General features: G+C 65.8%; 19 protein-coding genes and 1 pseudogene. 3 read left to right on the top strand and 17 right to left on the bottom strand.

Annotation, left to right across the window (positions count from 1 at the left end; translation table 11 throughout):
• Positions 1 to 2: 2 nt before the first annotated feature.
• Positions 3 to 173, top strand: coding sequence for a hypothetical protein (locus tag ACX3OW_RS13985; protein WP_459096401.1), 171 nt, complete (start codon positions 3 to 5; stop codon positions 171 to 173).
• On the opposite strand, the gene ACX3OW_RS13980 is transcribed toward ACX3OW_RS13985, so the two are convergent.
• From ACX3OW_RS13980 to ccmI, 8 genes are all read right to left on the bottom strand, one after another.
• Positions 170 to 3,046, bottom strand: a complete 2,877-nt coding sequence (locus ACX3OW_RS13980; protein ID WP_459096400.1) for a bifunctional [glutamine synthetase] adenylyltransferase/[glutamine synthetase]-adenylyl-L-tyrosine phosphorylase — start codon at positions 3,044 to 3,046, stop codon at positions 170 to 172. The genes ACX3OW_RS13985 and ACX3OW_RS13980 overlap by 4 nt on opposite strands.
• A gap of 203 nt (positions 3,047 to 3,249) precedes the next feature.
• Positions 3,250 to 4,665 carry a sensor histidine kinase gene (locus ACX3OW_RS13975; protein ID WP_459096399.1) on the bottom strand — a complete coding sequence of 472 codons (1,416 nt, stop codon included), beginning with the start codon at positions 4,663 to 4,665 and terminating at the stop codon, positions 3,250 to 3,252.
• 3 nt (positions 4,666 to 4,668) lie between these two features.
• Positions 4,669 to 5,340 (bottom strand): winged helix-turn-helix domain-containing protein, encoded by a 672-nt coding sequence (locus tag ACX3OW_RS13970; RefSeq protein ID WP_459096398.1) that lies wholly within the window; start codon positions 5,338 to 5,340, stop codon positions 4,669 to 4,671.
• A 54-nt stretch (positions 5,341 to 5,394) separates the two neighbouring features.
• The gene (locus ACX3OW_RS13965; protein ID WP_459096397.1) at positions 5,395 to 6,945 is read right to left on the bottom strand and encodes a Do family serine endopeptidase; all 1,551 of its coding nucleotides are present in this window, start codon (positions 6,943 to 6,945) and stop codon (positions 5,395 to 5,397) included.
• A 141-nt stretch (positions 6,946 to 7,086) separates the two neighbouring features.
• Positions 7,087 to 7,527, bottom strand: a complete 441-nt coding sequence (locus ACX3OW_RS13960) for a cytochrome c-type biogenesis protein (protein WP_459096396.1) — start codon at positions 7,525 to 7,527, stop codon at positions 7,087 to 7,089.
• Positions 7,524 to 9,497, bottom strand: a complete 1,974-nt coding sequence (locus ACX3OW_RS13955) for a heme lyase CcmF/NrfE family subunit (protein WP_459096395.1) — start codon at positions 9,495 to 9,497, stop codon at positions 7,524 to 7,526. Before ACX3OW_RS13955 ends, ACX3OW_RS13960 begins: the two co-directional genes overlap by 4 nt.
• Positions 9,494 to 9,967 (bottom strand): cytochrome c maturation protein CcmE, encoded by a 474-nt coding sequence (ccmE, locus tag ACX3OW_RS13950; protein ID WP_459096394.1) that lies wholly within the window; start codon positions 9,965 to 9,967, stop codon positions 9,494 to 9,496. The genes ACX3OW_RS13955 and ccmE overlap by 4 nt, the downstream gene beginning before the upstream one ends.
• Positions 9,964 to 11,049: a c-type cytochrome biogenesis protein CcmI gene (gene ccmI, locus ACX3OW_RS13945; protein ID WP_459096393.1), complete on the bottom strand. Its 1,086-nt coding sequence runs from the start codon at positions 11,047 to 11,049 to the stop codon at positions 9,964 to 9,966. The genes ccmE and ccmI overlap by 4 nt, the downstream gene beginning before the upstream one ends.
• 123 nt (positions 11,050 to 11,172) lie before the next feature.
• Here ccmI and ACX3OW_RS13940 point away from each other — a divergent pair, with 123 nt between their 5' ends.
• Positions 11,173 to 12,240, top strand: coding sequence for a hypothetical protein (locus tag ACX3OW_RS13940; protein WP_459096392.1), 1,068 nt, complete (start codon positions 11,173 to 11,175; stop codon positions 12,238 to 12,240).
• Positions 12,237 to 14,228: an FAD-dependent oxidoreductase gene (locus ACX3OW_RS13935; RefSeq protein ID WP_459096391.1), complete on the top strand. Its 1,992-nt coding sequence runs from the start codon at positions 12,237 to 12,239 to the stop codon at positions 14,226 to 14,228. Before ACX3OW_RS13940 ends, ACX3OW_RS13935 begins: the two co-directional genes overlap by 4 nt.
• Before the next feature lie 15 nt (positions 14,229 to 14,243).
• On the opposite strand, the gene ACX3OW_RS13930 is transcribed toward ACX3OW_RS13935, so the two are convergent.
• The 9 genes and pseudogenes from ACX3OW_RS13930 to ACX3OW_RS13890 all read right to left on the bottom strand — a co-directional run.
• Positions 14,244 to 15,473: a hypothetical protein gene (locus ACX3OW_RS13930; RefSeq protein WP_459096390.1), complete on the bottom strand. Its 1,230-nt coding sequence runs from the start codon at positions 15,471 to 15,473 to the stop codon at positions 14,244 to 14,246.
• A gap of 64 nt (positions 15,474 to 15,537) precedes the next feature.
• The gene (locus ACX3OW_RS13925) at positions 15,538 to 16,080 is read right to left on the bottom strand and encodes a hypothetical protein (RefSeq protein ID WP_459096389.1); all 543 of its coding nucleotides are present in this window, start codon (positions 16,078 to 16,080) and stop codon (positions 15,538 to 15,540) included.
• Entirely contained in the window at positions 16,070 to 17,446 is a 1,377-nt protein-coding gene (locus tag ACX3OW_RS13920; RefSeq protein WP_459096388.1) for an ATP-binding protein, read from the bottom strand. The genes ACX3OW_RS13925 and ACX3OW_RS13920 overlap by 11 nt, the downstream gene beginning before the upstream one ends.
• Before the next feature lie 14 nt (positions 17,447 to 17,460).
• Entirely contained in the window at positions 17,461 to 18,120 is a 660-nt protein-coding gene (locus ACX3OW_RS13915; protein ID WP_459096387.1) for a response regulator transcription factor, read from the bottom strand.
• Between the two features lie 25 nt (positions 18,121 to 18,145).
• A complete protein-coding gene (locus tag ACX3OW_RS13910; protein WP_459096386.1) occupies positions 18,146 to 18,439 on the bottom strand; it encodes a PepSY domain-containing protein in 294 nt (97 codons plus the stop codon).
• A 52-nt stretch (positions 18,440 to 18,491) separates the two neighbouring features.
• Positions 18,492 to 18,686, bottom strand: coding sequence for a type II toxin-antitoxin system HicA family toxin (locus ACX3OW_RS13905; protein ID WP_459096385.1), 195 nt, complete (start codon positions 18,684 to 18,686; stop codon positions 18,492 to 18,494).
• A gap of 2 nt (positions 18,687 to 18,688) precedes the next feature.
• Complete coding sequence (locus tag ACX3OW_RS13900; RefSeq protein ID WP_459096384.1) at positions 18,689 to 18,931, bottom strand: DUF1902 domain-containing protein; 243 nt, start codon at positions 18,929 to 18,931, stop codon at positions 18,689 to 18,691.
• Positions 18,932 to 18,997: 66 nt separating this feature from the next.
• Positions 18,998 to 19,762, bottom strand: a complete 765-nt coding sequence (locus tag ACX3OW_RS13895) for a glycoside hydrolase family 108 protein (RefSeq protein ID WP_459096383.1) — start codon at positions 19,760 to 19,762, stop codon at positions 18,998 to 19,000.
• Positions 19,755 to 23,167: pseudogene (locus tag ACX3OW_RS13890) on the bottom strand (baseplate multidomain protein megatron); the annotation flags it as partial. The gene ACX3OW_RS13895 and the pseudogene ACX3OW_RS13890, both read right to left, overlap by 8 nt.
• Between the last annotated feature and the right edge of the window lie 35 nt (positions 23,168 to 23,202).

Here is a 23,202-nt window from a genome sequence, read left to right as displayed (position 1 = left end):
CGATGAACCGGGAATGGCACGAAGCGCATCCGATGCCGCCCAACGCCAATCTACAGCAACGCATCACCTGGCACATCGCCCACGCCGCCGCCTGCGGCTGCCGGGACATTCCCGAAAGCGTCAAGCAGGCGCTGGAAGAACGGGGCACAGGGGTGCCGCCGAAGCGGGATTAGAGTCCGCGCGCTTTTTCATACCAATGCGCCGCCGCGACGCTGACTTCGCTGCGCATCTGCGCCAGATCCAGCTCGAGCCGCCCGAAATCGGGGTAATGCGTCAGCCCGGCCAGCAGTTCCTTGAAGGCATCGGTCCAGGCTTCGTCCTTGAATGGGCTGATCAGGGCCGAACTCATCACCTGCAGCACGGTGGCATAAGTCTCGTGGATTTCTGCCAGCCTTCTGCCTTCTGGCACGAGATTAACGTCACTTAGCTTGCTCAAAACCCGGGCCGTCGGCGCTTGCGGCAGCGCGACAATGCTGCCGGCGACCAGTTGGGCTGATTGGGCGATGAATTCGAGGTCGACCAGACCGCCCTCGGCCAGTTTGAGATCAAAGGGGTGGCGCGCGGGACGCTCCTTGGCCATCAGCGCCCGCATGGACACCACGTCGTCGATGGTCTTGGCGATATCGCGCGGGCGGGACATCACGGCGGCGATGGCGGCGTCGACGTCGCTGGCCAGATTGCCATCGGCGGCGATAACGCGGGCGCGGCTCAGCGCCAGATGTTCCCAGGTCCAGGCATTGTCGCGGTGATAGGCGCTGAAGCCGGTGAGGCTGGTGGCCAGCGGGCCGGCATTGCCGGAGGGGCGCAGCCGCATATCGGCCTCGTACAGCACGCCCTCGGCGGTGGGCGAGGTGACGGCGGCGACAAGGCGCTGGGTGAGACGGGTATAATAGTGATTGGTGGTCAGCGGCTTGTCGCCGTCGGACTCGGTCTCGGGCGCATCGTAGAGCAGGATGAAATCGAGGTCGGAGGTGACGGTCATTTCGCGGCTGGCCATCTTGCCGAAGGCCAGCAGGGCGACGCGGCCACCGACCAGCTTGCCATGGCGACGCTCGAACTCGGTGCGGACGCTGCCCAGCAGGCGATTGACCAGGGTTTCGGCCAGCGCGGTGAACTGCTCCCCTGCCCCATTGGCGCCGACCGTGCCGGAGAGCAGGCCGGCGGCGATGAGGAATTTCTGCTCCTGGCCGATGATGCGGGCGCGGTCGATGATTTCCTCATAGGAGCGCGACTCGGCGAGGAAGGCGTCGACCTTGGCGATCAGCACGTCGCGATGGGTCACGTCATTGGCGAAGGCCGGATCGATCAGCCCATCCATGACATGGGCGCGATGGATCACCGCTTCGGCCATGCGCGGCGCCGAGGCCATCAGTTGCACCAGCAGAGTCAACAGATTGGCGTGGCCGCGCAGCAGCGCGAACAGCTGGATGCCGGCGGGGAGGCGCGACAGGAAATTGTCGAATTTGGCCAGCGCCTCATCGGCATTGCCAGCCCCGCCCAGTGTGGTCAGCAATGCCGGCAGCAGCTCGGTGAGGTGGGCGCGGGCGGCGGCGGCGCGGGTGGCGGGATAGCTGCCATAATGCCATTTGCGCACGGTTTCGATGGCTTTGGACGGATTGGCAAAACCCATGCCGGAGAGGGTTTCCAGCGTACCCGGATCGTCGTCATGGCCGGTGAAGACCAGATTGCCCTCGCCGCTGCCCAGGGTGGCGCCTTCGGTGAACAGCTCGGAATAATAGGTAACGACGCGTTCGAGCGCGGCGCGATACTCGGTTTCGAACTGGTGCAGGTCGGGCTCGCCCATCAGCAGCCCGATGGTGGCGACTTCCTCGGGCGTGGCGGGCATGATGTGGGTCTGCTCGTCGCGCAGCATTTGCAGCCGGTTTTCGACGGCGCGCAGATACCAATAGGTCTGGGTCAGCTCGGTGGCGGTGCGCGGCGAGATCCAGTTGGCGTCGGCCAAGGCGGCTAGCGCATGGGCAGTCGGCTTGACGCGCAGGCTCTTGTCACGGCCGCCGGCGATAAGCTGCTGGGTCTGGGTGAAGAACTCGATCTCGCGGATGCCGCCGCGGCCGAGCTTGACGTTGTGGCCTTCGACGCGGATATCGCCGACATTCTTGGTGATGTTGATCTGGCGCTTCATCGCCTGGATATCGGCGATGGTGGCGAAATCGAGATGCTTGCGCCAGACATAGGGCGCCAGTTCACGGAGGAACGCTTCGCCCACCGTGCGGTCGCCGGCACAGGCGCGGGCCTTGATCCAGGCGGCGCGCTCCCAGTTTTGACCCCGGCTTTCATAATAGGCCAGCGCAGCATCAAAAGAGATGGCGACGGGGGTCGAGCCGGGATCGGGGCGCAGGCGCAGATCGGTACGGAACACATAGCCATGCGCCTGCCGGTCTTCCATCAGCCCGACCAGCTTTTGCACGATGCGAGAGTAGATTTTGGTCGCTTCGCTGGGATCGGCCAACACGCCCTTGTCGGGATCGTAGAAGGCGACGATGTCGATATCGGAGGAGTAGTTCAGCTCCTGCCCGCCATGCTTGCCCAGCGCGAAAATGGCGAGGCCGGAATTGGCGGCGGTGGCCTGTTCGGGCGGGATGGTCAGCAGGCCCTTGTCGGCGGCGCGGCGCAGCAGCAGGTTCAGCGCGGCATCGAGCGCCGCGTCGGCGAGGTCGGACAGCGCAGCGGTGGCTTGTGCCGTGGTCCAGGCGCCGCCGGTTTCGGCAATGGCGGCCAGCAGAGCGGTGCGGCCCTTGGCGATGCGCAGCACCGGCGCGAGGGTTTCCTCGTCGGTGGCGCTGCGGCCGGTGGCTTCCACGGTGTCGATGATGTCGGTGAAAGCGCCATCGGCGCTATCGGCGAGGGTGGCCACCAGCCAGTCCGCATTGGCCTCGGCCAGCGCCAGCAGATAGGGAGCGGCTTCGAGCAGGGGACCGAGCGTCGAGGCGGTGAACACCGCCTCCTGGTCGGATGGGAGATCGGCGCACCACGCATCAAAGCGCGGCGTGGCGATGGGCGGCAGGGCGGCGAGCTTGATGACCATGGGTGAGGGATAACGTGGCGGAGGGGGATTGAGCAAGCGGGGGCTGACGCTGTTTTCCTTCTCCCCTCGTGGGAGAAGGTGCCCGCAGGGCGGATGAGGGGGCCTTACCCACGAGCATTGAAGCATGGGCGGGCGCAGAATTGCTGTCCCTCTCCCACAAGGGGCGAGGGGGATCCGGTGGGTGGGAGAGGGTTGGGGGGCGCCTAGGCGCCTGGCAGATCAATCACCGCCCGCACCCCCGGCGCGTTGTCTTCGATGCGGAAGCTGCCGCCGTGGAGGCGCGCTACGGCGTCGACCAGTGACAGGCCGAGGCCGGAGCCGGGTTCGGAGCGGCTTTTTTCGAGGCGGACGAAGCGTTCCAGCACCCGCTTGCGGTCGGGCTCGGCGATGCCGGGGCCGTTGTCGGCGACTTCGATGAGTACTCGGCCAGCGTCGCGGCGCAGGCCGATGGTGATGCGGCCCTGCCCTTCCCCATCGGGCCGGGCGTATTTGATGGCGTTTTCCAGCAGGTTCACCATGGCCTGGCCGATCAGTTCGCGATTGGCGCGCAGATGCACCGCCTCGGTGATGGCGGTTTCGATAACGATGTTCTCGTCTTCGGCCACCGGGCCATAGAGCTCGGCAACGTCGGCGACTACGGCGCTGACATCGACATCGGTCAGCGCGCCGGAGGGCGCCCCGGCCTCGGCGCGGGCGATCATCAGCAGGGCGTTGAAGGTCTGGATCAGGCGGTCGCTCTCGGCGATGGTGGTTTCCAGCGCCTGCTGGCGGGTTTCGTCGCTGGCGCCGTCGCGCAAGGCGGTTTCGGCCTGATTGCGCAGCCGGGTCAGCGGCGTCTTGAGATCATGCGCGACATTGTCGGTGACCTCCTTGAGGCCCTGCAGCAATTGCTCGATGCGGTCGAGCATGGCGTTCAGATTGGTGGCGAGGCCATCGAACTCGTCATTGCGCTTGGTGATCGGCACCCGCTCGGAGAGGTTGCCGGACATGATTTTGGTGGAGGTATCGCGGATGGTGTCGATGCGCTTGAGCACGCGGCGCGCGGTGATGCCGCCGGCGATGGAGGAAAACAGCACGATGCCGAGCACGCCGAGCAGGAAGCTCTGCACGATGATGGCGGAAAAGCCGCGCCGCTCGACCACGTCGCGGCCCACCACCAGCCGCATGCCATTGCTCAGCTCAACCGAGCGCACCACGGCAAAGCCGGTCTTGGCGCGGCGGGGGCGCGCGTCATTATCGGGCGGGTCGATGAAGGGATTGGCGCGCTCATAGTCAAAGCTGTAAATGCCCGGCTCGATCAGCACTTCAGCGGGAATGTCGGTGACATTGCCAAGCAGATAAAGCCCGCTGGCATCGCCGAGAAAATAGACGCCGGGGCCCGGAGTGCGCGACAGGCGCTCGACGGCAAAAGCCAGACCGCGAATGCCCTGCGAAGCCTCAATGCGCTGCAAGACCTGCATTTCGCTGGCGATATCATCGGCCTGCTGGCGCTGGATCGACACGCTGGACTGCCAGGTGATGAAGGCCAGCAGCAGGATGGCAAACAGCGAAAAGATCAGGATGAACGTTGCCGTCAGCCTGACCGTGGAGGTGCGCCAGAGTTGCCAGAAGCGGTTCAATTCCTACTCGCGGATCATGTAGCCGGCGCCGCGCACCGTCTGCAGCAGCGGGCTGGCATGGCCCTTGTCGATCTTGGAGCGCAGCCGCGACATGTGGACGTCAATGACGTTGGTCTGCGGATCGAAGTGATAATCCCAGACATTTTCCAGCAGCATGGTGCGGGTCACCACCTTGCCGGCATGCTTCATCAGATATTCGAGCAGGCGAAATTCGCGCGGCTGCAACAGGATGGTTTCGCCATCGCGTTCGACCTTGCGCGACAGCCGGTCGAGCGTCAGCCCGGCCACTTCATAGCTGGTGGCGGCTTCGGATGGACTGGAGCGGCGGGCCAGCACTTCGACGCGGGCCAGCAGTTCGGTAAAGGCATAGGGCTTGGTGAGATAGTCGTCGCCGCCGGCGCGCAGACCGGTCACCCGGTCATCGACCTCGCCCAGAGCGGAAAGGATCAGCACCGGAGTCTTGTCGCCTTCGGCGCGCAGGGATTCGATGATGGACAGGCCATCGCGGCGTGGCAGCATGCGGTCGACGATCAGCACATCATAATCCATGCCCGAGGCCATGGCGTAACCGGTTTCACCGTCGGCGGCGTGGTGGGTGATGTGCCCGGCCTCATCGAGCGCCTGAATGAGGTAGCTCGCGGCCTCCCGATCATCTTCGATCAGCAATATTTTCACCGCGACGCTCCCCTATAGAATCGACCCCGGGGCGAACCCCGGGGCCGTATTGACTTACTCGCTCAGCGGCAGGCCGATAAAGCGATCATTGCCGTCGCGGCTGGCCTTGACCAGGGCGGTATTGCGCCCTTGGGCCTTGACCGCGTCAAGCGCTGCCTCGAATTCCTCGAGCGAACTCACCGGCGTGTTGTTGATTTCAAGAATGGCATCGCCAACGGCAAGGCCCTTCTTGGCAGCTTCCGATTCAGGATCGACATCCTGGATCAGCAGACCGCCCGAACCGTCAGCGTTCGGCACGAGGGTCAGGCCAACGCTCGATTCGGCCGGTACAGGGACTGGCGGCACGGGGGCCTGGCTCTGGTCGGCAGCGGCGGCCTGCTCCTCATTGAGCGTGCCCAGCTTGACCGAAAGCTTGGTCTCGGCGCCATCGCGCCACACGGTCAGCTCAACGGTGGAGTCGGGAGCCTTGCCGGCAATGGTGCGGCTGAGGTCGAGTGCGTCATCAATCGGATCGCCATCAACGGCGGTGACGATGTCGCCCGACTTGAGACCAGCAGGACCGGCAGGGCCGTCTTCAGCGATGTTGCTGACGATGGCGCCCTTGGCTTCGGCAAGGCCAACGCCATCGGCGATGTCGCGCGTGACGTTCTGGATGCCGACGCCGAGGTAACCTCGGGTCACGGTGCCGCTATCGATCAGCTGCGCCACGATGCCTTTGACGGTTGCCGCCGGAATGGCGAAGGCGATGCCGACATTGCCGCCATTGGGCGAATAGATGGCGGTGTTGACGCCAACCACTTCACCCTTGGTGTTGAAGGCCGGGCCACCCGAGTTGCCGGTGTTCACCGCCGCGTCGATCTGCAGGAAATCGCCATAGCTGGAGCCGCCGATATTGCGGCCCGAACCGGAGATGACGCCGACAGTCACGGTGCCACCCAGGCCGAAGGGATTGCCCACGGCCACTACCCAGTCGCCGACGCGGCTGGATTCGGTCTCGAAATTGACGAAGGGCAGATCGGTGCCCTCGATCTTGAGCACGGCCAGATCGGTGCGCTCGTCGGTGCCGACGATCTCGGCAACCTGTTCGGTGCCGTCCTCGAACACCACGGTGACCTTGGTCGCGTCGGTGACGACGTGATTATTGGTGACGATATAGCCGTCAGCCGAAATCACGAAGCCGGAACCGGCTGCCATGAACTGGCGCGGTGCCGGAGCATCGCCGCCGCCGCGGCCGCCACGCTGGCCGAACTGATCGCCGAATTGGTCGAAGAAGTCCTGGAACGGATGGCCTTCAGGCAGGTCGGGGAAATTGAAATTGAATTCGCCGCCCCGGCCGCCACGCTGCACGACGCGCGGGCTCTCCTGGGCTTCGACGAGGATCGAGACCACGGCGGGCTTCACCGCTTCCACCAGATCGGCAAAGCCGGCATGCGGCTGGGCGGTCGTGGGCACAACGATCTGCGCCGCGTTCTGCAACTGGGCCTGGGCATTCGCCGCCTGGCCGGTGAATACAAAGGCGGTGGATACGCCACCGATACCGACCAGCAGCGCCAGGGCAGAGGCCCCGAGCCATTTTCTGGTACGCTTCATAATGGTCGAGCTCATGTGCGTTATTCTCCTAGGGCAAGCCCTCAACGGCTTATGCCCCTAGATATGGAATACCGCGCCTTTCTGACAGGTTGCGCCAACATTAAACCTTGGCAATGTTGACGGCGGGAATGGGGCAGGGAGAAAGAGTGCCGTGCGCTACTTCAGCTCGTCCAGTGCCGCCTGTTCGGCTGCACTCAGGCCGGAATCGACCACCCGCTTGCGGCGACCGAGCACGAACAGCGTGCCCAGTCCGCCCAGCAGCAAGACCGGCGCGGCGATCCAGAGCAGGATGGTGTGGCCGCCGAGGCGCGGATTGAGCAGGACATATTCGCCATAGCGATCGACCAGGAATTGTCGCACTGCCTCGTCGCTATCGCCAGCCACCAGTCGCTCGCGCACCAACACGCGAAGGTCCTTGGCCAGATCGGCGTCGCTGTCGTCGATTGATTGATTCTGGCAGACGAGGCACCGCAGGCCGGCGGAGATGTCGCGGGCGCGCTGTTCGAGCACCGGATCGGGCAGGACTTCGTCCGGGCTGAGCGCAGCGACGGGAGACGCCAGGCACAAGACCAGCAGGAAAGCGCGCAGCCAGATCATTGTGCTGGCTCCGCGACCGGTCGGGCCGCCCGGCGCGGGGCGCCGACGCGCCGCTTGCGGTCGGTCAGCGACAAGAAGCCGGCAAAGGCCATCAGCAGCGTGCCCAGCCAGATCAGGGTGATGTAGGGCTTGTGCCAGACGCGGACGACATGGGTGTCGGCCAGCGGTTCGCCAAGCTGGAGATAGAGCTGGGAGAAGCCATAGGTTTCGATGGCCGCTTCGGTGGTCGGCATGCCGCTGGCGACATAATTGCGCCGGTCGGCCACCATGGTGCGGGTACCGCCATCGGGCGAGACGATGGTGAAACGCCCCTCTTCGGCGACGTAATTGGGGCCGGCAACCTGCTGGAAATCATCGAAGGCGATGCTGTAGCCAGAGAGTTCGGCGATCTCGCCCGGATTGAGCGTAGTGACCAGCTCGGTTTCCCACGCCGTCGTCGCCACGATGCCGAGCACGGTGACTCCAACGCCGAAATGGGCGATGGCGGTCGACCAGGCCGAGCGCGGCAGGCCGATCAGCCGGCGGGCGCTTTCGCTGAGCGGGATGCGGCCGATTTTGCCGCGATCAATCAGTTCAGCCACGGCGCCAAACGCCACCCAGAAGCCGAGCAGCAGGCCAATCGGGGCCAGCGAGATGGAGACGCCGCCCAGCGCGGAAATCAGGATGGTGGCGAACAGCGCCAGCGCCGCCGCCCCCATCAGACGCTGCGCTGCGCCGACAATATCGGCGCGCTTCCACGCCAGCAGCGGCCCAAACGGCAGCACCAGAAGCAATGGCGCCATCAGCACGCCGAAGGTGAGATCAAAGAAGGGCGCACCGACCGAAATCGTGGTGCCGGTCAGCGCATCGAGCAGCAGCGGATAGAGCGTGCCCACCAGCACCGCGCCAACGGCGGTGGCGAGGAACAGATTGTTGAGGATCAGCGCGCCTTCGCGGCTGACCGGCTGGAATAGGCCGCCCTGGCGCAATGCGGCGGCGCGGAAAGCGAACAGGAAAAACGCCCCGCCGATGACCAACGCCAGCAGCGCCAAAATCACCATGCCGCGCGTCGGATCACTGGCGAAAGTATGCACTGAGGTGAGGATGCCGGAGCGCACCAGGAAGGTGCCGAGCAACGACAGCGAGAAGGTAATGATGGACAGGAAGATCGTCCAGATCTTGAGCGCATTGCGCTTTTCCATCACCAGCGCCGAATGCAGCAGCGCCGTGCCGGCCAGCCAGGGCATGAAGCTGGCATTTTCCACCGGGTCCCAGAACCACCAGCCGCCCCAGCCGAGTTCGTAATAGGCCCAGTAGGAGCCCATGGCGATGCCCAGCGTCAGCAAGGTCCAGCTCAGCATGGTCCAGGGCCGCACCCAGCGCGCCCAGGCTTGATCGATGCGGCCCGAAATCAGCGCGGCGATGGCGAAGGAGAAGCAGATCGAGAAGCCGACATAGCCGGCGTAAAGCAGCGGCGGATGGATGGCGAGGCCGATATCCTGCAGCACCGGATTGAGGTCATTGCCCTGCATCGGCGCGGGAAACACCCGGGCAAAGGGATTGGAGGTGAACAGGGTGAAACCGGCAAACGCCGCCGTCAGCAGGCTTTGCGTGGCCAGCACCAGCGCCAGCAAATCGCTGGGCAGGCGCCGGCCGAAGGCCGCAACCATGGCGCCAAAGGCCACGAGGATGAGGATCCACAGGACCATCGAGCCCTCGTGATTGCCCCAAACCCCGGAGATCTTGAAAATCAGCGGCTTGAGCGAATGGGAATTATTCACCGCCAGCAGCAGGCTGAAATCGGAGGTGACGAAAGCCTGGATCAGCGCCGCGAAGGCCACTGCGACCAGCACAAATTGCAGGATGGCCGCCTGGCTCAGCACCAGCGCAATGCGCTGCCCCGAGCGCCAGAACGCGTAACCGCTAACCATGGAAATAGTGGCGATGGCAAAAGCAAGAATGAGGGCGAAATGGCCGAGTTCGATGCTCACTGCGCCGTCTCCGGCCGCCATTCGCCGCTGGCCTTCAATGCCTCGACGACTTCCTTGGGGACATAATTCTCGTCATGCTTGGCCAGCACATTGGTGGCGGTAAAGCTGCCGTCGGGCCCCAGGCTCCCCTCGGCGACCACGCCCTGCCCCTCGCGGAACAGATCGGGCAGAATGCCGGTGTAGCGGGCGGCCACGTCCTGCGCCCCATCGGTCACCACGAAGTGGTTGTCCTGACCTTCGCGCACCCAGCTGCCATCCTTGACCAGTCCGCCAAGGCGGATCGGCTGACCGGCTGCTACTTCACGGGCGGCGATATCGGATGGCGAATAGAAAAACACAATCTGGTCGCGCAGCGCCACCAGCACCAAGGTCGTCGCCAGCGCCAGCACCAGTGCGAGCCCGGCAATCAGCCCCAGCCGCTTCTGCTTGCGCGACCAGCCCTGCTTGCGAATAGTATTGGGCATGGTCATGGCTGCACTCCATTGAGGGTGAGGCCGGCGCCGAGCGCCAGCGCATTGATGTCGCCCCGGTCGAAGGTCTTGGGATAAGCGGCGACGGCGTCGTCATAGGCGGCCTGGGCCTGTTCCGTGTCACCCAGCACCAGATAGGCCCGCAGCAACTGCGTCCATTCTTCAATGCTGCCGCCCTGCGTGGCAAGGCGATCGGCAAGCCCGCCGACCATCTGGGTGATCATCTCGGTTTCCTGCGCATTGGCCGGGGCAACCCCGCCATTCTGCGCCACGGCCAGCCCCTGCTGCGCCGCTTGCAGCCAGGGCTCATCGCCCTTGGACAGCGCCAGCGCCGCCTGCCACGCGGTGACGGCGGCCGGGAAGTCCTCGGCGCGGGTCAGCTCAGCAGCGATATAGAGACGAGACAGCACATGGTTGGGATCGGCTGCCGCCGCCGCAAGCAGCAATTGCATGGCCTCGGGCGAACCGGCGCCATCGGCATCCAGCATCAGCGCCTCGGCGAGGCTGGTCTGCAGATCGGGGGTCGCGCCGCCCAGTTCGATCATCCGGCGATAGGCCCGCGCCGCATCGGCATAGCGGCCCATATCGAGATAGGCCGGGGCAACCACTGTCCAGCCGCGCAAATCATCCGGATTGGCGGCAAGCTCCGTCTCGATCCGGGCAATGGCCGCGTCGAGATCGAAGCTCTGCTCGACCGCTACCGCGCGACCGGCCAGCGGCTGGCTCGGCAATTGCGGGCTGCCCAGCCAGGCATAGAGGCCCAGTGCCAGCGCGGCGACGCCTACCAGCCCGACCAGCAGCGATGTCCGACCGAAATCCGGCCCGCTGCGGACGACACGCCCGGCCTCGGCTTTGAGTCGGAGGATTTCGCGGGCCAGTTCGCCCCGCGCCGCCTCGGCTTCAGCAGCGCCGAGCTTGCCCGCCGCCACATCGGCGTCGATCCCGGCCAGCACAAGGCGAAAATGACTGTTGGCATCGTCCAATTCGGGGATGCTTACGTTGACCGCACGCCAGCCCGCTGCGTAAAAAAGTGCAGCGCATGCTATGACGGTAACGGCGATGGCAATGAACCAGAAAATCATGGGCCCTGGACGCTTGACGCCGGCTCGCGGCAAGGAAGCCTCATCTATAAGCGCAACGGGGCAAAAAACCATCGAAACACGCATTTGCGAGGCGGACGCATTGCCACAGGCCACCATCGGGGCATGAGTGGGACCCACGCCGACTTTGCCATTATCGGATCGACGCCCCAGGCCCGGCTGGTCGCGGGGCTGCTGGCGTCGGTGCATGGCAAGAGCGTGGTCTTCGCCGGCGAGAGCCAATCGGCCTATCGCCTGCCGCGCGGCATCGACCTCTCGGTCGCGGCGATAACCCGGCCGGAAAGCTGGGCGCTGCTCAAGGCCAGCCTCCCCGAAAGCCTCAAGCTGCTGTCGCGCATTGGCGGGCGCCGCGCCTGGTCGCGCATCGATCCGATCCTGTTCGCCGAAGCGGCCCCCGGCAAGGAGGCGCTAGCTCACTTCCGTCACATGGCGCTCGCCTTCGGCCACGCTGCCGAACGCGTGCCGCCCAGCGCCATCGGCCCCGGCCGCCACGGTGTGCTGCTGCGCGACGCGGTGCTGCTGCATCGGCCGACGCTGGAGGCTGGGCTCGACCAATGGCTTTATCAGCACGGTGTGCGGCGCGTTGTGACGGGCGAAGCCCTGCAACTTCGGGCGGATGGCAGCGCCGCCCTGGTGGGCGGCCATGACCCCATCGAGATCACCCAGACCGTGCTGGCCGACGACCCAGCGATCATCGCTCATCTGCCCATGGCGCAATGGCCGGCATTGCTGACACGGCAGCTGACCAGCACGATTTTCACCGAACCCACCCGGCCGATTGCCGCGCCGGTGATGCAGCAGCTCGATACCGGCCTACTGCTGATGCAGCAGCAGGGCAAGCACGGCATCGCCGCCCTTGGCCCCGGCGCGATCGATCCCTTTGCCACGGCGCTGGGCCTGTTGCTGGGGCGCGAGCGGGATTTCCGCCAGGCCGGCCAATCGAGCTACGAAACCATCGTCACCAGTGATGCGGCGCCGGCCGTCGGCCGTGTTGGCGGTAGCGGCCCGGATGTGCTGGCCGGGTTCGGCCCCAGCGGCGCCTTCCTTGCCCCGGCCATTGCCCGCTGGCTTTGCGGCACGGCCAACGCAGCGGAAAATGCCTGGCTCGGCGCCCGCCTGGTCGACCGCGACGCCACCGCCGCAACAGTGGCCGAATGCGGGGTCGCCGCATGACGGACCAGCCCCATCGGCTTGGCACCGACGCCAATCATCTGCTGCAGGGCAGCGTCATCGACCGTACACGTCCGCTGCAGTTTCGCCTCAACGGGCGCAGCATTGCCGGGTTTGCCGGCGATACGGTGCTCAGCGCCCTGCTCGCCGCCGGCATCGACACGATTGGCCGCCGCGACCATGCGGCGCTCGCCCTGTCAGCCCGCCATGCGCCGACCATCAGTTTCGCCGCGCTGGCCGGCGACCAGCAGCGCGCCCTCCCGATGGAGCGGACCCCGGCTACCGACGACGCCGACTATGTCACCACCGCCCGTCAACTGAGGCGCAATCCCATCGCGCGCCTGCTGCGTGGCCGTGTGCGGTCATTGGGGCTGGACCTCGACCGGCCCGATGCGCTGGCGCATCCATGGTTGGGCCAAGCCGGCGAGCCCGGACCCGCGGCCGATCTGGTGGTGGTTGGGGGTGGAGTGGCCGGCATGGCAGCGGCGCTGGCCGCCGCCAAACGCGGCCTGCGCGTCGTGCTGGTCGAGGCCGCGCCGCAGCTCGGCGGCAAGTCCCGCCTGTTCGGCACCCAGGATGGCGAAGAGACCCCCGACCAGACCATCACCCGACAGCGCGCCGCAATCAGCCAGACCGACGCCATCACAGTGCTGACCAGCGCCGAAGTGTTTGCCCTGCGGCCCGGTGTGGTGCGGTTGCATCAGGTAGACATGCGCGATGGGATGCCGAGCGGCCGGGTCATCGACATCGCCGCGCCGCGCATCGTGCTGGCCACCGGGGCGCTGGAGCGCCTGCCGCTATTTCCGGGCAATCGGCTGCCCGGTGTGGTCGGCGCATTGGAAGCGTTTGAGCTGGCACAGCTCTATGGTGTGTGGCCCGGCCGTTCGGCCCTGATTGCCACCAGCAGCAGTCCCACCTATCGGCTAGCGATGCTGGCCACCGACGCGGGCGTCACCGTGCCGCGCATCATCGATTCCCGCCCCCGCCCGCAATCGCGCTTCATCGAATTCGCCAAGGCCTATGGCATCACCCAGGCGGCTGGCACCATCGTGGCAACAGCCGCACCCGCCGCCAAAGGCGCCGGCCTCGTCATCACCCCAGAGCTGGCGCTGGACGCGTTTACCCGCGCGGAACCTGAATTGAGCGTTGACCGGCTGGTGGTCTGTGGCGGCTGGCAGCCCGATTTGACCCTGTGGCACATGGCGGGCGGCGAAAGCGCCTGGGATGCTGGTCACGCCAGCCTGCAACCGCGCCAGGGTCCAGCGGGCATCGCGCTCGCCGGCAGTGCCGCCGGTTGGCTCAGCCGCCGCGCCTGCCTGGCCAGCGGCGGCGATGCGGTCGATGCCCTGCTCGAGCGCGACCGCCTCCCGGTTGAGGATGTGCTGATCGATCCAATTTATGAAACACCCGATGCGCCCGCCGCCATTGGCGCGGTGCCCGACGAGACGGAACAGCCGGTTTTCCTCGATGCCGGCCGGCGCTATATCGAGCGCCCCCGCAGCATCGTCTCGCGGCGGCCCGCTTGGCTGCCCTTTGCGCCCAAACCCGCCGGCTGGTCACTGGCCGACACGCCGCAGCCGCTCGATATCGCCGATATCGCCGCTGGCGTGCAGCTCGGCGCCATTCCTGCGGCCAGCGCTGGCATCGTAGCGCAGGAGCGCGTCGCCATGGTGGTGATCACCGGCGACGACGCCGAGCCCCGATGCGGCCCGGCCATCCCCCTGCCCCTGCCGCCCAGCTTCCTCACCGGCCGCCACGCCGAGGCCCAGCTGTTTGTCATCGCTCCCGATGAGGCGCGGCTGCTCGAAGTGGGCGCACTGATCTACGCCAATGCTGACGAGACCGACCCACTCAGCGCCATCGGCGTCGTGGTCCGCATCATCGGTGACAAAACCATCGCTCTAGTGCGGGGATCGGCCGGACAACACGCCAGCCTACGTGAACCCGGCCGCGCCATCGCTATAAAGTTGATTGAGAATTTTCGTGGGTAAGATGTTGGGGGAGCGTTAACTCCGCCGCTCAGCGGCCACCCGGGCCCGGCGCAGCGTGTCGGCATATTCGGGATTGAACCGTATTTCGGCCATCTTGATGCCGGCATCGAGCCGTGCGCCGATCACCGGATCATTCGGATGCTGCCGTATCAGGTCGAGATTGCGCTGGAGGTGGACTTCCAGCGCCTGCCCGACCTGGCTCCAGGCCTGTTCAAACACGGCATTCAGCGCCAGCGAATCCCGGCATTCGCGCACCGTTGCCAGCAGATAGACGCCATTAATGGCCGCCAAAATCCGGTCATCATCGAGCCGGTCGCTGCCTTCGCGGCCCCGGCGCATGGCCTGATTGAGATCGGCGACGACATCGCGCAAACGCGGCTCGATCCGGTCGGAAACCTGCTTGGTCACCGCCGACAGCACCGTCGCCCAGCGGCTGCCGCGGGCGACTTCGATATAGCCGGTCAGCGAGCGCACCAGCCGGTGAAAGCGGTCGAGGCTGCGGCATACCAGATCAATATCGGCAAATGGCCCCATCGGCTGGAGCACATGCAACTGGTTCTGCGCCTGCGCCAGAATGGCGTCGACCACCGGGCTGAAACCCAGCCGGATCACGGCCGCTTCGGTGGCGTTGCCCGCCAGCTTGATGATGGTGGTGATGAGCCGGGTGGGATTGGCGATCTGGCCGACCGCTGCGTGGAACAGCAGAGCCGCCAGCGGCGGGTCCTGCAACGGCATGGATTGCAAGGCGGTGCCCAGCGCGCCGTCCTCGGCGATAGTGTTGACGGCCTTGCCAAAGGCGCGCGCCTTGATCAGCAGAGCGCGGCTACGCAGCGCCAGGATCATGACCGGCAGGGCATCGCGGGCTTCGCTGCTGCCCAAAGTGGCGCGCAGGCGACGATCTTTTTCCGGATCGGCGGTAGCAATAGCCAGCCCGTTGCGCATCCGCGTCAGTACCTCGGGCATGACAGCCTCGAGGTCCGCTGCCGAGAAACTACCCGCGGCCACAGCCGCTTCAGGGATCAGATCGGGGCAGAGGTCGCGGGTGACCCAGGTCCAGCCCGCATCAGCATGGGAACGGGCGACCGAGCCGGCAAAAGAAAACGGCACGGGCTCCTCGACCAGCACCGGATCGATGATGCCGGCAAACGGCCGTGCCGCCGCACGGACGCCGCGGCGGGTTGCGGCGGAGGCCGTCGGTTCACTCTGATTGGCAGCTTGGGACATTAACGCAGTGGGTTTGGACAAGTCTTCTGTCCAAACCTAACCTGCGTTGGTAAACAATCCTTATCTGCAGCAACGGCTATTGCGGTCAGGCGGCGCCCTGCACCACTGCCCAATTGCCGTTCTGCTCGCGGCAGGCGGTGCCCTTTTTCACATAGTCCTGGCCACCGGCCTTGACCGTGTGGGTAAAGTCCCGGCAATCGAGATTGTTGACGCGGACATAGGGGCCGACCGCGACAGTGCCTGTGGTGCCCTTGTCGCCGGCCCACTGGCGCGGCGCGCCGGGGCGGCCGAACTGCAGCGCATAGAACTGCGCGCTATTGGCTTCCGCCGAATCCTTGGGCGTCATCACCCGCAAGGCGGCCGCATCGACAAAGCCATTGGCCACGCTGGTGGTCAGCAGGGCCTGCTGCGTGGTCTGCGCCGGCGTCGCCACCAGCGGCTGGGTGATCACCGGAGTCGCCACCACGGGCGCCTGCGCCACCTGGGTCGGACCAGTGCTGGAACAAGCAGCCAGGGTCAGGGCAAGCAGCGGCGTAGCAAGAAGGGCGATACGGTTCATATTGTGCAATCTCGTGGTCGTTGAAAAGCTCATGTTGTCGTAATGCGGCGAAAGTGCGTCAGGTTGCATTGGGCCGCGCCAAGTTGCCGAGCCGCGCCGTGGGCAGGCGCAATTCCGCCGATAGCCCGCCCAGCGCTGAACGCTTCAAGGCCAGGCTGCCGCCATACACATCTACCAGTTCCTTGACGATATCGAGCCCCAAGCCGGTGCCGGGCGTTTTCTCGTCCAGCCTGACACCGCGGCGCAACACTTTGTCGGCGTCTTCGTCGGTCAGCCCCGGCCCGTTATCGTCGATGCGGATCAACAGCATGGTGCCGATCTCGCCCCGCTCGCTGGACAATCGCACCTCCACCTGCCCGCCGGACCATTTGCAGGCATTATCGAGCAGATTGCCCGCCATTTCCTCCAGATCCGCCTCATCGCCGCGGAACCAGGGCAAAGCGACATCGGGCTGCTGGAAGGCGACATTGACCTCGGGATGGATCTTGCCCATCACCCGCGTCAGCCGCTGCAGGATCAGGCTCGCGTCGGATTTTTTGCCCACCACCGAGGTACGGGCCGCCAGCCGCGCCCGCTCGAGATAGGTGGACACCATGGTGCTCATCTTCTCGCTCTCGGACAGCACCACGCCGGCCAGCGCGCCCTTTTTGCTCGCGGCCTCATTGCGCAGCACGGCTATGGGCGTCTTGAGCCCATGCGCCAGATTGCCGACCTGATTGCGCGCCCGCTCGATGATCTGCGCATTGGAGCGCAGCAATTCGTTGACCTCTTCGGCCAGTGGAGCAATTTCGCGGGGATAGGTGCCGGTCAAAGCGACGCTTTCGCCTTCGCGCACGCTCTCGATGGCGGCACTCAAGCGGGCGATGGGCCGCATGGCGAAACGGGCGACAATGCCGCTCATGATGGCCAGCATCACCCCCACCGCGCCCAGCACGACGAAGGCCTGGCCGCGAAACTCACCGACCTGCTCCAGAATTTCGCTGAGATTGCCGGAAACCACGATCTGGTAGGTGGTCGGTGCCAGCGTCACCGCCCGCTCCACGACGCGGAGCCTGGTGCCGAAAGCGTCGTCCATGATGCCGGTGCGGCGGCCCCGGCCATCGCCGGCACTGGTCAATGGCGGCAGATCGATGCCGACCACCGAGGTTGACAGATTATACAGCGTGCCATCGGCATCGCGGATCGCCCAATACCAGCCCGAGCGCGGACGGTCGAAGCGCGGATCGCTCAGCACGATCTCGTCGCTCAGCGGATCGCCTGTTTCCAGCAAGGCGCCGGCGAGGCTTTCGACATGGAAATCCAGCGTCTGCGCCAGCGAGTTGTCGAGCGCCCGCGAATAGAGATCGGTCAGCAGAAAGCCGGTCGCCACCAGCGCCAGCACCAGCCAGCCGGCGGAAAGCCAGAACAGCGACGCGGCGATGGAGCCCTTACGCACTCGCTGCGACCGCCCTAATCTTCCGCGATCTGATAGCCCAGCCCGCGTACGGTCTGGATACAGTCGTCCGGCAGCTTCTTACGCAGGCGGCCGACAAACACCTCGATGGTGTTGCTGTCGCGGTCGAAATCCTGATCGTAGAGATGCTCGGTCAGTTCCGTGCGCGAAATCACTTTGCCCTTGTGATGCATCAGATAGCTCAGCAGGCGCAGTTCGTGGCTGGTCAGTTTCACCGACTGGCCATCGACCGTCACCTTGCCCGAGCGCGCATCAAGCCGCACCGCCCCGGCAACAATTTCATTGGAGGCCAGCCCCGCCGCGCGCCGTACCAGAGCGCGGATACGAGCCAGCACTTCTTCCATGTGGAAGGGCTTGGCGACATAATCGTCGGCGCCGGCGTCGATGCCCTGCACCTTGTCGCTCCAGCGGTCGCGCGCCGTCAGCAGCAGCACCGGCGTGGTCTTGCCGGCGCGCCGCCACTCTTCGAGCACCGACAGCCCGTCCATTTGCGGCAAGCCGATATCGAGCACTATGGCGTCATAGGGTTCGGTATCGCCGAGAAAGTGGCCTTCCTCGCCATCGAACGCCACGTCGACCGCATAGCCGGCATCCGTCAGCGCGTCCTTGAGCTGTCGATTGAGATTGGTGTCGTCTTCGACCACGAGAATACGCATGCTGGCCCCTTGGCTGCGCTGTCGGTTACTGCGCGCTCAGAACCAGGTTCTGTGCGTCCCCATCGGGGCTCAGTACGCCAATAACATAGACGAGCCTGCCGCCTTCGTCACATACCTGAACCGAGAGGATGTCGGCATTGCCATCGACGCCGGCCGAGGCCAGCACCGCATCGAGCGACATGATCTGACCAGAGGACACCGCATCCTGAATCTCGCGCTTGTCGAGGCAGGCCTGCGCATAGGCCGATCCCGTCGCGGCCAGCCCCAAGGCCAGCGCCACGGCGATCGGGGCAAGGGATTTCATGATCAAGGTTTTCATGAGAGCAACCTAGAGCGACGTTGCTGAATGGGACATGAATGAGGCAAAGCGGTCAAAAACCCTTCGGAAGCCCGGCCTGCTTCAGCGTTTCGTTCGCCGTATGCCGCGACTTGGTGCCGGAGTCGATGGTGAAGTATCGTTTCGTCACCGGGCTATACCAGATCTCATGATCACCGCGCCCCTGCCTGACAAAATAACATCCGGCGGCGATGAGCAGGGCTTTCAACTCACGCAGAAAGCCCGCCACGGCTAGTAGGAAGGGTTGGGCAGGCGCGAAAACTGCTCAGCCAGCAGATGCACCGGGATTTCGGCCAGCTCGGAGTCGATGCCGTTGAGTTCGATCAGATCAGTGATCGCGGCAAGGACCTTGACGTTAAGTGCTTCAATCGTGTCGGCCTCAACGCTGAGACCGTCGATATCCGTGCTGGACGCGACCCACACCAGAGCCTCGCTGTCCCATTGAGCTCGAACAACAATCGACGCGTGCTTCACTTCAGCCCCTTTAAAATGGCGTACCCGCAATATCGGGTACGCGGAGCTGTGATGCAAGGCGGGTCCTCACGCCCGCCCGATATCGCCCTTCAATCCCTTGCGCAGGAACAGTACCGCCAGCGCTTCCATGATCAGATGCCCGGCCGAGGCGCCGTCGAGCGCCGGCAGGTCGATGCCCACCATCTGCGCCAACCCGGCCAGCAGCATGAATGCGGCGACGATGTAGGTCTTGTAGCCGTTGAGAAAGTCCATGATGTCACTCCAGTTGAGAGGTTTGACGGCCGGGTTTGCCGTACCAGCCATGCCCATCGCGGTCCGGCGAACCGACGCGACGCGCGCGGTCCAGCCCTTGCCGAACACGGCGAAACTCGTCAGCCGATTGAGAAAACCGAGCCGCCGGTCGCACAGCGCGCCGATCAGCACACCGACCCCCTTGCGCCTGCCATAGGCCCCAACCGCCGCCAGCGTCAGCGGCCCGATCTGACCATCGGCGACCACACCCAGCTCAGTTTGCAGCATACGGATGGCCCGATCCGGCCCGGAATTGACGGCGAAATCGAACAGCGCCAGATCAAGCCCCGGCGGCAGTTGGTCGGCCCGGCAACGATCCCAGTAACTGGCGCGATAAATCCGCGCCGCTTCAGGGCGCTGCAAATCCTTCACCGCGCTTTTGGGCAGCTCCCACCACGGCGACACCTGGCGCCAGCGCGCCAGCGTCTTGTGGGTGATGCCCAGATTGGTTGCCCCACCGGGGTCGGCAGGATGGTCGGCATAGCCGCCCTCGTGCCGCAGCACCTCGTCGAGGCAAATATCGAACCGGATTCTAGCCATGAAACTCTCCCCTTGCGACATGACCAGCGCCCAGCACCGGGCTGAGCTGGCTCACCGTGAAGGCGAACGCCGCCGGCGTCACGCCGAAATCCGTCACCTGATCGGCAGCGGTGTACACGGCCGTCGGCGCCGTCACGTCGAGCGTCCGCAGCGCCGTCGCCCCGTCAAAAATCACCATTTGACAGCGCTCGGGTACCGGCTCCATCGGGCTTTCCGCCACGCCCCAGCCGTCGCCATCGCCCAGACTGCGCCGCACCCAGTCGAGGGCAATATCGCTACCCCCATTCCGCCGCGCCCGCAGATGCACCGGCGACAGTGGCAAAGCCGGCGCCACGCCGGTTACCAGCGAAAGCGCCACACCCTCAATATCCGCTCCACCGGCATAGACGCGAAAGCCGCGCGCCTCGCCCAGCCAGCCCGGCTCCACCGGCAAGGCCAGCGTCCGCGCATCCAGCAGCATCACCCGCCGCCCCGGCGATACCATGCCGATGGCCGGTCCGGTCCCCTCCAGCCCGCGCAGTAACTGCCGCAGCCGATAGCGCCCCGCCGCCACCAGTTCGGCCTCGGCAAAGCCCAAAACCTCCCAGTCGCCCGCGTCAGTTTCCACCGCCAGCCGATTGCTGCCCGCCAGCACCGCCAACTTTTCCGCCGAAGCCAGATGGCCCGCCACCAGGCTCACCTCAAACCCGTCGCCCACGTCCCATACCGCAGCCGGACCCGGCCGCAGCGCACTCACCACGCTGCCAAGCACAGCCCGCCGCCCCAGCTCCGCCAGTGTCGCGCCAGTCACGTCATCGACCAGTTGCACGCTGCCCGGCCAGGGCTGCGCATAAGTGCCCACCACCAGCCGCGACCGGGCAAAATCGCCCGGTAGTGGCGGCAGATGCGCCAGCGTCACCACCGGCAGCGACCGCACCATCGGCCCGCCACCCGCTGCCAGCGGCCGATCAATCCCGGTCGCCACCGCATGGCCCGCCGGCAGGCTGCGCGCCGTCACCCGCCGCGCCAGCCCGTCACGAATTTCGGCAATTTCGAACGGCCCCTCCGCCTGACCCTCGATCTCCACCAGATCGCCCGGCTCCAGCTCCAACGCCGCCGGTGGCAGGCTGAAATCCAGCGTTTCGCGCCTTGCATTCCGCCCATCGAGCAGCCGTTCGGCCGCCAGCCGCGCGCCCGAGCCGTCCAGCGTCAGCGCCGTGCTCTCGCCCACCAACGGGCCATCCGCATGGCTCAGCGCCGTCACCGTGCCGGTCAGATAGTCCCGCTCACGGTCGAGATAGCTCAGCGCCAGCCGTCCCGGCGCCTCCGCCGGATCGACCCGCCGCCGTGTCAGCGTCGCCGCCTCCCCCGCCGCCAGCCCATCCGCCGCCAGCGTCACCGCCGTACCGCGCCGCGCCATACCCAGATGCAGCCCAGCCACCCGATTGCGCAGGCTCAGCCCCGTTGCCCCCAGCAGCGGTTCCAGCGCCTCCCGCGCCGTCGTCGCACTGCCCAGGACCAATCCGCTGGCGAAAGGCGCCGCCGGCTCGGCGCTCAGCGCCACGCCATGATCGGTCGCAATCGCCACCGCCAATTCGTCACTCGCCAGCCCGCCCAACCGCCCGGTCAGCCAGTGCCCATTGCGATGGTTCGGCCCATCGGCCCACACTGCCGTGAGCGCCGGAAATGCCGGATAGGGCCGCGCGTCCCAGGTCCAGTGATAGATGCGGCTCACATCCACCATGCCCGGCGGATTGTTCTGGGGATCGCGCCACCACGCCTGATGCGCCCGCAACACCTGCCGCTGGATCAGCGGGTCAGGCGTGCCGCTCGAAAAATACGGACGCCCACCTTCGGCGCTTTTGGGGTCGCCAAAAATATTGGGCTGGTTGGCCCCCTTATCGACGGCCCCGCAGCCGAGTTCGGTGAAGATGACCGGCTTGCTGCCCGGCACCCACGCCGTCGGGCTCGCCTGCCGCACCCCACCGGGCCGGTTGTGATGCGCCCGGCTCCACCAGCTGCGAATATCCTTGTAGCGCCACACCCACGGCTCGCCATAAGCGCCGTCGCTGATCGGGCTGCGCGCCTGTGCCTGCCGGTCGGCATCGCTGGCATAATACCAGTCAAACCCTTCGCCGCCCGCCACATTGCCGGCCAGATAATCAAGGTCGTAGCCGCTCGCCGACAGCCCGGCATCCGCATGGCCCTGCCCATCGCGCCAATCGGCCAGCGGCATGTAATTGTCGATCCCCACCGCATCGATATGCGGCGAGGCCCAGAGCGGATCGAGATGGAAAAACTTCTCCCCACCGCCCGGCTGATAGCCCGAATATTCGCTCCAATCGGCGGCATAGGTCAGCACCATGCCCGCCCCGACAATGGCCCGCACCTCGCCCGCCAGCCCCACCAGCGCCGTCACGAACGGAAAGCTGTTGCCCGCCCCGCGCACATTCGTCAGCCCGACCATTTCCGAGCCGATGATCAGCGTATCGACCCCACTCGCCTTGGCCACCTCGGCATAATGCAGCACCATCTGCCGATAGCCCGGCACAAACCCGCCACCTGCGCCGCTGCTGCCGCCGTTTGATCCGGCGATCCCGCCCGCCCCGGCGCCGGATGACAGGTGATGCGCCCACGCCAGGGATAAGCCGCCTGCTCGGCCCCGCCATACGGGTCCGGCAGTCCATTGCCGCCCGGTACATCCATCATCACCAGCGGGTAGAGCGTCACCTTGAGCCCGCGCGACTTGAGATCGGCAATCGCCGCCAGCACTGACGCGTCCGATGGCGTGCCGCCATAAGCCGCCCCGCCGCCATGCTGCGACACCACCGGCACATTTCCGCGCCCCAGCCCCATCACGCTCCACGGCGCGCCCAGCACATCGCGCTCCGCCGCCTCGACACGCGGCCCGATGGCGCAGTGCCCGCAGCGCAGATCATCACCGAACCAGGCCACCACCAGCGCCACATGTTCAAGGTTCGGGCACAGCGCCACCAGCTCATCGATCGACGCAGTCCAGTCGCTCACACTCGCCGACACATGGGTATTTTTACCCACGGTCTGCCCCGGCCCCACCAGCCGCACGCGCGGACTGGGGTCATAGCCAAATTCAGTCGCCCCCGGGATCACCGTCACCGCCCGAATATTGGGCTCGAGCTCCCCCACCACCCGGCACAATTCCACCGATAGCTGCGGTATCCGGTTACCAAACCGGTTGAGGGGCAATTGCTCGACCACCAAATAACACAGCCCGCGATAGGCCGGCGCTTCGCCCTGCGTCGCCTCGATCAGCCCATCGGGCAACTGGTCCTCCGTGCCGCGATAAAACCGCAGCGTCAGTCCCTCGGTATCGAGCAACTGCCCGTCGGCCCAGATCCGCCCCAGCCGCCGCACTTCGCCCTCGCAAAATGCCACGGCAAAGCTGGCGCCGACCACATCCTCCTGTTGCTGGCCCATCCCCT

This window comes from Devosia sp. A449 (assembly GCF_054489375.1).
Note: the sequence above shows the minus strand (reverse complement) of the source record. Positions and strands in the feature narration are given on the sequence as shown.

Excerpts from the sequence above, each read along its gene's own strand:
- ACX3OW_RS13985 (WP_459096401.1), top strand. The coding sequence starts at position 3 with ATGAACCGGGAATGGCACGAAGCGCATCCGATGCCGCCCAACGCCAAT.
- ACX3OW_RS13980 (WP_459096400.1), bottom strand. The coding sequence starts at position 3,046 with ATGGTCATCAAGCTCGCCGCCCTGCCGCCCATCGCCACGCCGCGCTTT.
- ACX3OW_RS13965 (WP_459096397.1), bottom strand. The coding sequence starts at position 6,945 with ATGAGCTCGACCATTATGAAGCGTACCAGAAAATGGCTCGGGGCCTCT.
- ACX3OW_RS13960 (WP_459096396.1), bottom strand. The coding sequence starts at position 7,527 with ATGATCTGGCTGCGCGCTTTCCTGCTGGTCTTGTGCCTGGCGTCTCCC.
- ccmE (WP_459096394.1), bottom strand. The coding sequence starts at position 9,967 with ATGACCATGCCCAATACTATTCGCAAGCAGGGCTGGTCGCGCAAGCAG.
- ccmI (WP_459096393.1), bottom strand. The coding sequence starts at position 11,049 with ATGATTTTCTGGTTCATTGCCATCGCCGTTACCGTCATAGCATGCGCT.
- ACX3OW_RS13940 (WP_459096392.1), top strand. The coding sequence starts at position 11,173 with ATGAGTGGGACCCACGCCGACTTTGCCATTATCGGATCGACGCCCCAG.
- ACX3OW_RS13935 (WP_459096391.1), top strand. The coding sequence starts at position 12,237 with ATGACGGACCAGCCCCATCGGCTTGGCACCGACGCCAATCATCTGCTG.
- ACX3OW_RS13925 (WP_459096389.1), bottom strand. The coding sequence starts at position 16,080 with ATGCAACCTGACGCACTTTCGCCGCATTACGACAACATGAGCTTTTCA.
- ACX3OW_RS13915 (WP_459096387.1), bottom strand. The coding sequence starts at position 18,120 with ATGCGTATTCTCGTGGTCGAAGACGACACCAATCTCAATCGACAGCTC.
- ACX3OW_RS13910 (WP_459096386.1), bottom strand. The coding sequence starts at position 18,439 with ATGAAAACCTTGATCATGAAATCCCTTGCCCCGATCGCCGTGGCGCTG.
- ACX3OW_RS13895 (WP_459096383.1), bottom strand. The coding sequence starts at position 19,762 with ATGGCTAGAATCCGGTTCGATATTTGCCTCGACGAGGTGCTGCGGCAC.